The following is an 8,981-nucleotide window of genomic DNA, read 5'->3' on the forward strand; positions in this document are numbered from 1 at the left end:
GAAATCAACTTTGTTCGGATATTTTACTAGATTTTTTATTATGAAATTGACTCATTTAATAAAAATAAGCAAACTAACATGGATTGTTAGTTTGCTTATCTAAAGGTATAGGATACTACTTTTTATTTTTCTGAAATACATATTTCTTTCATTAAACTAAATATTTTAAAAGTCATTATTTCTCTGCATAAGCTTTATTAAATAACTGTAAGTAATCCTCGTGAGTTATCTCTCTAGCATTACTCTGAGTGGAACCATTCTCAAATGACGATGTAGCTAGATAGTTAAAGTCAGCTATATTTATTTCCTTTAAAGAAGCGAAGGACGGAATTAATATATCTTTTGCCAATTGCTTCATTTCTTCGACAAGTGCTATAGTCGCTTCCTCATCCGTAGCTTTTTCTTTAACGATTCCCATCGTTCTTGCGATCGTGGCATGTTTCTTAATATCTGCCATAGCATTGTATTCAATCACATAAGGTAAGAACATGGAATTGGCCACGCCATGAGGGGTATCATACAAACCGCCAATTGCTTCTGCCATACAGTGAACAGATGCGACATCCGCATGTGAAAAAGCCATTCCTGCAATCGTTGAACCAATCATCATATGGTAACGTGCCTCTTTATTTGATCCATCTTCTACGGCCTTTCTTAAGTTAGGATAAATATGCTTAATTGCCTGAATGGCTAAGCCATCTGATACGGGATTTGCTCTTTTACAAGTAAATGCTTCAATGGCATGAACCAAGGCATCCATTCCTGTCGAAGCAGTCAACGGGGCAGGTAAGCCATATGTAAGTTCTGGGTCTACTATTGCAACGACTGGTGCGATGTTCACATCTTTAATTGTAAATTTAATTTTCCGGACTGTATCTGTTATGACAGAAGACCGAGTGACTTCTGCTCCTGTTCCAGCTGTTGTAGGAATGGCAATAATGGGCTTAACAGCACTAGGCACTTGACCGCGTCCCGCAAAGTCTTGTGGTCGCTTTCCGTGTACTTGCAAAACAGCTATGGCCTTGGCTGCATCAATAACTGAACCTCCACCTAGAGCAATAATATAATCCGCATCAAAATCACGGGCACTGTTTCCTCCCTCAATGCAATCCGTATCTTTTGGGTTTGGTTTGACATTGGTAAAAACCTTGACATCATAGTTTTCTAGTTGTTGAAGAAGTTTATCAACAAAACCCAGCTTTTCAATACCAGGATCAGAAACAATAAAAATTCTGTTGCCTTCTTTTATGTGCTCCGCTACATTTTGAAAACTACCATTTCCACAATAGATTTTAGTAGGCAAATTAAAATCAAAAGATTCCATTATCATCCCTCATTTTCTGAAAATTGAACTATAATGAATATATTAAATGATTAAACTAGAGTTGTCGAACTACTGTAATGAAGAAAGCGGAATCACACAACAAATTGACTAAAGAATAATAGAATACTATACTTGAGAATAATTGGAAACGCTTACGTTTTATAAATTTGATATGAGGAGAATGTACATGTCTAACTTCGGTAATAAAGTACAATTTAGTGTCTATCAAACTATGACAAACCCGGATCCAGAAAGACTTCCTGTTGTATATGAGGAATGGGAAAAACGTGCACGAGATATATTAAAAGATGGTCCTTACTACTATGTTGCTGCTGGTGCTAGTGGGGGGAAAACAATGAAAGCAAATCTACAGGCATTTGACTCTTGGAAAATTGTTCCTCGAATGCTTAGAGATGTTGAAAATCGCGATACAACAATTGAATTATTTGGACAAACATATAACTATCCTTTACTCCATGCCCCAATTGGTGTTCAATCAATCATTCATGAAGATGGTGACTTAGGTTCAGCAAGGGCATGTGCAGCAATTGGAGTGCCATATATTGCAAGTTCCGCCTCAACAGTTCCTATGGAAAAGATTGCAGAAGCTATGGGGGATGCACCCAAATGGTTTCAATTATATTGGAGTAAAGACCCTGAAGTTACTGCGAGTTTTTTAAAAAGAGCTGAAGCCTCAGGGTATTCGGCAATCGTTGTTACTTTAGATACACCAATGATGGCTTGGAGAGAATATGATTTAAAAAACCTGTATTTACCTTTCTTAATGGGGGAAGGGGTTGGCAATTATTTAACAGATCCAGCTTTTTGTTCAAAACTTGAGAAGTCTCCAAAAGAGGATCCAAACGCCGCAATCATGCATTGGGCAAAGGTTTTTGGGAATGCTGCACTTACATGGAGTGATTTGTCTTTTTTGAGAGAACATACAACACTACCAATCTTAGTAAAAGGAATTATGCATCCAGAAGATGCAAAACTAGCATTAGAGCATGGGGTTGATGGGATTATTGTTTCCAATCATGGAGGTCGCCAAGTTGATGGTGCTTTAGGGGCACTTGATGCGCTACCACTCGTGTGTGAAGTAATTAATAATCAAATTCCTGTGCTCATGGATAGTGGTATTAGACGGGGATCTGATGTCATCAAAGCACTTGCTCTAGGTGCAAAAGCAGTGCTTGTAGGAAGACCCTGTATGTATGGGCTAGCCGTAGCTGGTGAACGAGGAGTGAAAGAAGTTTTACGAAATCTGATTGCAGACATGGATATCACTATGGCGTTGAGCGGGGAAAAGTCTGTGCGTGAGATAAACAAATCAATTCTTATGGAATCTAAGAGATAATTTCCATTGAAAGATAGAAAAGAAGTAAATTTAAAACACTAACTAGTAAAATGAAATGTTTCTCTATGCTAGATTGTTAAAAGTAAGTCTCGATCTCTTTTCGAAAGTTTTAATTGAAATCCACTAGGAACTTTACTAAAATTTAATGTGGACATTAGATAAGAATATTAGGGAAATTTCAGAGGTGATTTAAATTGGGGAAATTGTTTCCGCAAGTTTACGATATAATAATGAATCCGCTTGAAAAGACTTATTTCAAGAAAATCAGAACATCGCTTATTAGCAAAGCAGAGGGAAGGGTACTCGAAATTGGTTCAGGAACTGGAGTGAATTTTCCTTACTACACGAATGCAATTATGGTAGATGCGATTGAACCTAATCCTTTAATGAGTAAAAGATCAGGTAAACGTATAAGGGAATCTAGTATTCCAATTCGAACTTATTTACTCAAAGCAGAAAAACTTCCCTTTCCTGAAAATACATTTGATTCAGTAGTAGCGACGTTAGTTTTTTGTACCATAACGGAGCCTAATAAAGCTCTCCAAGAAATTCAACGTGTTTGTAAACCTGGAGCAAAAATACTGTTCTTTGAACATGTTCGAATGAATCAAAAATCCTTAGGTATAACTCAAGACTTACTAACACCTTTATGGAGAAAAGTTTGTGATGGATGTCATTTAAACCGGGATACGCTTAATATATTGAAACAATCAAACTTATCAATTTTAAAAGTGAATCCTCATTATGGAGGTCTCTTTTTAAGTATTGAGTGTACAATTTGAGAAGACAACCACCAGTTTGGCTTTTATTTTTTAAAAACAACGTAATATGAGATCGAGCCATTTTTTATAAATAGTACTACAGGCAGCGGCCGAAGTATATCTTCGGCCGCTGCTATAATTAGGAGTCGTTATACAGAGTGGTTTTCAGAAACGAATCTGAGGTAGCTTTGCTCTGATTCTCTTATTAATCATGATACCTTTAATGAACCTTATTCAATATTTTCTTCAATAAAATCCCAATGACTAAAGCAGGAATTACACAAAATATTGGTAACCAAGTAGGACCTAATAATACTCCGAATAGATGAAATTTAGCTGAGTAAATTACACCAATAGTTAAGAATATGCGCCAATTACAAATGGAAGGAATGAGTAAGGTTTTTTACCTCCCCCGGCATCTTTATAAGCATCCCACATGGCAAAAAAGTACAGACAAGGATAAAACATTAACCATTGAAAATCAGTTTCTTGAATCGCTTTTTCAATCTCTTCAATAAAACTAAGTAAAATAGCTATATTTATATTGGCTTGTACATTGACCAATATTTCTAAAAATATCAGAAGTAATCCTTTAAGGTATTTTCCATTGAATAATTGGCCAAAACCAGGAAGGGCTATACTCCAAAGAAGTTTTTCGTTTGTTTCCACAACATCCTAATCCTTTTCTCGGTAGGATGCTAAAGGAGGTCGTTCAAACCAGCTGTTTTTAATCATGATATTCATTCCATCTTCATTAAACTTCATCGTTTCTGTCATTAATCGAGAGAAGTCAACAACTAAATCACTTCTCATGCTCGTTGCTATTGCATTGCCATAGTTACTAGCCCCAGATCCCATCATCATTAGATAATGAAACATTAATAATTTATCCGAAAAAGGTGACTCTGAAGAATCAGTTACATCCTGGTTGATTGCCATTGGCATTGTTACTGGTAGAGAATGTTTCTCTAAATAATCACTAAATACCTTTAAATGCTTAGTCCCAATTTCTTTACCTCTTAAAAAATAATCCCTTACTTCTTTTGAATCAGTTATTTGGGCAAAACCAAAGCTAATACATAAACCGATATTGTTTGAAAGGATGTTTACATAAAGAGTAGTAACTTCTTGTGATGTGAGAGGTCTTGTACCCAATAATTCTAAAATAAAAGATTGTTTGTGAATAAATTCGATTTCTGTTGGATAAGGGATGTAGGGAGGACGAATTGTTAATCCTTTTTCTAAAATAATCTGAGAAGTTTCAGAATTTAGCTTAATTAAATTTATTAAATTATTGGAATTCAAGGAAAGAATATCCTGCCGATAAATAGTAGTTAATGAAATTGCATCACCCGACAAGCCCAAAGAAATCATGTTTCTAATGTAGTATAAACAGAAATTATCTGAGAATAACCGTTTTGCCTTTAAATTTACATCTTCATCCGTAAAGCCCTGTGGGACTTGTATTTCTTCAGAAGTTAATATCCCATGTATCGAATTAACATACTCTTGAGATCCTGCTAATACTTTTTCAGCAAGTGATTTTATATTGGTATCTTTGATATGAAAAAGTAAATACTTGTATACACATACAGACATACTTTCATTAAGATAGGCTTCCCATAAATAACTTATCTCTGCAGAAGTTAAACGAGGATCATGTTCAATGTTCAATACGTCCACCCTTTCTTTGTATCATGATAAGGTAAATAATTCCCTATTTGAGTGAATTTATTCGTACTGTTTTTTAACTTAGTTGATTTTTTATTGAATTGAGGAGGATTATTTAAACTTGATATTTAAAGATGAGTGAAGTTAAAACAAAAAAATGCCTGCTGAAATTACATCTTCAACAAACATTTTCTATCAACTAGTATTAAGTTTTAGATCAATCCTCTTCATGATTGATTGTTATATATTCATTCTTCCGTAGATTACGTAAGAAAAAGCAGCTGTAAACACTAATAAATCATTCCAAATCTTTTTGAACAGATTGAGTAGCAAGTTTTTCGATGATTCTTCTCTTTCGATATAGCATTTTGCCTGCTTCAGCTATATCACTTACAGCACTGCGGTTAATAAATGCACCAAATACAAAACCAGCAATTGGCACCATTTGAAATAGCTTCTTCCATCCCAATCGATCACGGAAAGAGAATACAACTTCGCGCCAACCTTGAATTTCTGAAAGAACCTCTCTTTTAATTGAATCATCTGGATTATCGAAATGAGTCAATTGATTTAGGATCGTTTGTTTTCCAACAATATCAGCCGAGACGAATTGAAGACATTTCACGATAAATAAACGCTCTACTTTAGAGTTAGGATCATACCCATAACAAATTGCTATATCCTGAATTGTTTTTAACTGTAAACCTAGAAGTACTGGAATATCGATAGTTAAGGTGAAGATTCCACCAATACCCGTTGTGGCCCCTTGAATGGTTGCAAGATTCTTTCGATTAGTCGTTAGTTTATCAACAGCCTGATCCATATTGGTTAGTGGTAGGTTTGATACATCATCCAATGATTTAATTGAATCACCAGAATAATAAGAAGAGATAGCAGATATTGGACTTAAGTAGCTACCGCCGGTTTGAATATAGTGACCAAGCTCGTCCAAGATAATACCAATTTTATTTTGAATAAAGGTAGGGGTCCATTTATCAATGAGTTTGAAGGGGTAACGACCGAGCTTTTCCCAAAACCATAAACCATTTTGGCTGTTCTCCCATTCCTCTGCTTTTTTTAATTCTTGTGTTAGCCATTCAATCGATTCAGTCAATTTGGTGTTCTCCTCTTTTATAGAATACCTGTAGTACGAAAACTTCTTAAATAAGTTTCATTTCATTAGAAGGATGTGCTTTTGCTATTATCTTAATCCTTTTTAATTACATTTTAGAGGATTACAATAATGTATAAGCTAATAATTAGATGAATGTAACCAAGCATTGTATGATTTCTATTGAGAGTATCTTAAAGGAGTGAGCATTTTTGGATTCCATTAAAATGAAGAAGTTTAATAATATACCTTTATCAGTTCTTGACCTTGCGCCAATAAAGCAAGGTAGCAATGCGAGGGAGTCATTTAAAAATAGTGTGGAATTGGCTAAGCATGTTGAATCACTAGGATTTAATCGCTATTGGTTAGCAGAGCATCACAATATGCCAGGTATTGCTAGCTCCGCAACATCTGTAATCATCGGACATATTGCAGGTGCTACAAATCACATTCGCGTTGGCTCTGGAGGTGTCATGCTACCAAACCATGCGCCACTTGTGATTGCTGAACAATTCGGTACACTAGAATCATTGTATCCAGGGAGAATTGATCTTGGACTTGGACGTGCACCAGGTAGTGACCAAGCAACAGCATATGCTTTACGCCGAACTTTGAATAGCAATGGTGAAGATTTTCCAGATCAATTAACTGAACTTCAAGGCTATTTTGATCATACACAACCCACACGCGTTCGGGCATTTCCTGGAGAAGGGCTTGAGGTTCCAATTTGGCTCCTAGGTTCAAGTGGTTTCAGTGCTCAACTAGCTGCGAGAAAGGGGCTTCCATTTTCGTTTGCCAGTCATTTTTCAAACGATTATACACTACCTGCGATGCAACTTTACCATCAACATTTTACACCTTCCAATGTGCTAAAAGAACCTTATGCAATGCTTGGTGTTAATGTGATTGCAGCAGAAACGGATGAAAAAGCTAGATGGTTAGCAACGTCGCAACAGCAACAGATGTTTGACTTAATGCAAGGAAAACCAAGACAATTCCAACCACCAATTGACGATTTAAATACTGCTTGGACGATGAGGGAACAAGCAGCATTTGACGAGAAACTTTCTTCAACCTCAACAATCGTTGGAAATCCAGATACCGTTAAACGAAAACTTGAAAGTTTCCTAAAAGCAACGAAAGCAAATGAAATAATCATTAATTCTTCAATTTACCATCAAGAAGATCGACTACATTCTTATGAAATTGTTGCAGAAATGATGGATTAATTATGGACTCTATGACGAAGATTTCATTTTGTATGAGATCTTTGCTAGAGAATGTAAAGGGGGACTTATGAATAAAGAACTATTTAAATTGGATTGCAAGAAAGAATTTTCTAGAGGAATGAAAGGTTGGGACTTTTCCTATCTAAAAGGAAGAACAGAGGAAGATTCACTGCCTTGGGACTATGGTGAAATAATTAGAAAGTATATAGGGCCAGCTGATAATTTGCTAGACATGGGTACCGGCGGCGGAGAGGTACTTTTAACGCTTAATCACCCGTATGAATTGACATCAGTTACGGAAGGTTATTTACCGAATCTAGAGTTATGCGAGAAAAAACTCGGTCATTTAGGAATTACAGTGAAATTTGTAGATGAAGATGATCACCTTGAATTTAATAATTGTTCTTTTGATATTGTTATTAACCGTCATGAATCTTTTGATATTAATGAAGTTCATCGAGTGTTAAAGCCATCTGGCCATTTTATCACGCAGCAAATAGGCGGTCAGAACAATAGAGACATAGCCAAATACGTTATCAAAGACCTCTCAGATAGTCCATATAAGGACAATAACCTTCCTGAGAATATCAAGAAAATTGATAGTGCAGGGCTTAAAATTATTCAAGCTGATGAATATTTTCCGAAAATGAAGTTTTATGATATAGGAGCTTTCGTGTACTTTGCTTCAATAATAAAGTGGGAATTTCCCGGATTTACGGTAGATAACTGTTTTGACCGATTATGGCAATTGGAATTACAAAGAGAGAAACAAGGCTATATAGAATCGAAAGAACATCGTTTTTTAATTATTTCTCAAAAATAGCACCCTAATATAGGGGCTGTCTAATAAGTTCTTAAAATAAAAAAGGTGAAGAAAAACGAGTGTTTTTCTCCACCTTTTTTTGTTTTTATTTATTTATCTCGAGAGTAGCTGGCAGATACCTTCTACTTTCAATAGGTGTGGGCTAATACCACAATTCCAAACTCTCTGTGAACCTTTTCCAAGCACGCAGTATAAATCAAAGGAATGCCAGTGGAATGCCCGCCTGTTTCCTGCATTGCGACGCTAGCTTCGAAACATGAAAGTGCATTGTAACAAAAATTACTAGATTGGATTAGATGGCTTGTCTTATTCTTTGAAGTTATGGTGCAGTAGGTTTGCCGTCCAAAATGACCCGTAAACCAATGGCGATACAGTCTGATATATCCTATTCAACAGATCATAACATCATTTGTACTTTCTTAAAGGACCGGGTGTACTTTGCCCGGTTTTTTTTACAAAATAAGAAACCACCATGGCATACGTTACGTTTAACGTATGCCACCATGTACCATGAAAAGTGATCTTAAAAATAGAGGAAATAGTAAACCCCTTCAAAAAAATAAAGTATTGAAGAGGTTAGTTAAATATTATCTTTTTGTCTACAGGGAGTTTTCATACAAAAGTATATAAATTTAGTGAGCCATGAATCCAGTATTCCCGGTAATTTAAGGAGTAGGTTCCAGTATGATACCGCTGATTTGCGCT

The 8,981-nt window shown here is 35.8% G+C and carries 7 protein-coding genes and 1 pseudogene; 4 read left to right on the plus strand and 4 right to left on the minus strand.

The window, feature by feature from the left end:
• Window positions 1-175: 175 nt before the first annotated feature.
• The gene (locus B371_RS0103660; RefSeq protein WP_019412957.1) at window positions 176-1,324 is read right to left on the minus strand and encodes an iron-containing alcohol dehydrogenase; all 1,149 of its coding nucleotides are present in this window, start codon (window positions 1,322-1,324) and stop codon (window positions 176-178) included.
• Between the two features lie 187 nt (window positions 1,325-1,511).
• Between B371_RS0103660 and B371_RS0103665 the strand changes: the two genes are divergently transcribed.
• Both B371_RS0103665 and B371_RS0103670 read left to right on the plus strand, forming a co-directional pair.
• Window positions 1,512-2,681 carry a lactate 2-monooxygenase gene (locus tag B371_RS0103665; RefSeq protein WP_019412958.1) on the plus strand — a complete coding sequence of 390 codons (1,170 nt, stop codon included), beginning with the start codon at window positions 1,512-1,514 and terminating at the stop codon, window positions 2,679-2,681.
• Between the two features lie 194 nt (window positions 2,682-2,875).
• On the plus strand, window positions 2,876-3,463 hold the full coding sequence (locus B371_RS0103670; RefSeq protein WP_019412959.1) for a class I SAM-dependent methyltransferase: 588 nt from the start codon (window positions 2,876-2,878) through the stop codon (window positions 3,461-3,463).
• 199 nt (window positions 3,464-3,662) lie between these two features.
• Here the strand turns inward: B371_RS0103670 and B371_RS21220 are convergent.
• The 3 genes and pseudogenes from B371_RS21220 to B371_RS0103685 form a co-directional block, all read right to left on the minus strand.
• Window positions 3,663-4,111: pseudogene (locus tag B371_RS21220) on the minus strand (hypothetical protein).
• A 6-nt stretch (window positions 4,112-4,117) separates the two neighbouring features.
• Window positions 4,118-5,116 carry a DUF3231 family protein gene (locus B371_RS0103680; protein ID WP_019412961.1) on the minus strand — a complete coding sequence of 333 codons (999 nt, stop codon included), beginning with the start codon at window positions 5,114-5,116 and terminating at the stop codon, window positions 4,118-4,120.
• Between the two features lie 295 nt (window positions 5,117-5,411).
• Window positions 5,412-6,227, minus strand: a complete 816-nt coding sequence (locus tag B371_RS0103685) for an EcsC family protein (RefSeq protein WP_019412962.1) — start codon at window positions 6,225-6,227, stop codon at window positions 5,412-5,414.
• A 209-nt stretch (window positions 6,228-6,436) separates the two neighbouring features.
• Between B371_RS0103685 and B371_RS0103690 the strand changes: the two genes are divergently transcribed.
• Both B371_RS0103690 and B371_RS0103695 read left to right on the plus strand, forming a co-directional pair.
• Entirely contained in the window at window positions 6,437-7,453 is a 1,017-nt protein-coding gene (locus B371_RS0103690; protein ID WP_019412963.1) for an MsnO8 family LLM class oxidoreductase, read from the plus strand.
• A gap of 67 nt (window positions 7,454-7,520) precedes the next feature.
• Window positions 7,521-8,276 carry a class I SAM-dependent methyltransferase gene (locus B371_RS0103695; RefSeq protein ID WP_019412964.1) on the plus strand — a complete coding sequence of 252 codons (756 nt, stop codon included), beginning with the start codon at window positions 7,521-7,523 and terminating at the stop codon, window positions 8,274-8,276.
• Window positions 8,277-8,981 lie beyond the last annotated feature (705 nt).

Origin of the sequence: Paenisporosarcina sp. TG20, assembly GCF_000286315.1 — a bacterium.
Classification (GTDB): domain Bacteria; phylum Bacillota; class Bacilli; order Bacillales_A; family Planococcaceae; genus Paenisporosarcina.